The organism is Thalassobacterium sedimentorum (genome assembly GCF_031127905.1).
Classification (GTDB): Bacteria; Verrucomicrobiota; Verrucomicrobiia; order Opitutales; family Coraliomargaritaceae; genus Thalassobacterium; species Thalassobacterium sedimentorum.
Genome location: NZ_JARXIC010000139.1, coordinates 1 through 384, shown reverse-complemented (window position 1 = coordinate 384; position 384 = coordinate 1). Strand labels below are relative to the sequence as shown.

The 384-nt window shown below is 52.3% G+C and carries 1 protein-coding gene; it reads right to left on the bottom strand.

From position 1 onward, the window contains the following. Positions 1–48: 48 nt before the first annotated feature. A partial coding sequence (locus QEH59_RS18755) for a tyrosine-type recombinase/integrase (RefSeq protein WP_308986918.1) occupies positions 49–384 on the bottom strand: 336 nt, incomplete at its 5' end.

Here is a 384-nt window from a genome sequence, read left to right as displayed (position 1 = left end):
GTTCCCATCTCACAAAGCACGCCGCACGGCCGCATAACCCGCACACGACTACGACGAGCCTTCCAAAATATCCAAGGGACTCACCGTCAAATCCTGCTGATCTTCCATCACGTGCAGATAAATCATCGTCGTCTCCACGCAAGCATGGCCCAGGAAATCCTGCAAGGTTCTAATATTTGTCCCATTCTCCAGCAAATGCGTGGCATAACTATGCCGTAACACATGCGAATTTGATCGTTTCGGGATTTCTGCTTTCACTGCCGCGAGCGAGAGATGCTTTTGATACGCACGCGGCAATATGTGATGTCGCCGCTTAGCTGCATCGCGTTCTCCGCGAGGATCACGCGAGAGGCTTTGCATCGGAAAGAGCCAAAACCACTCCCA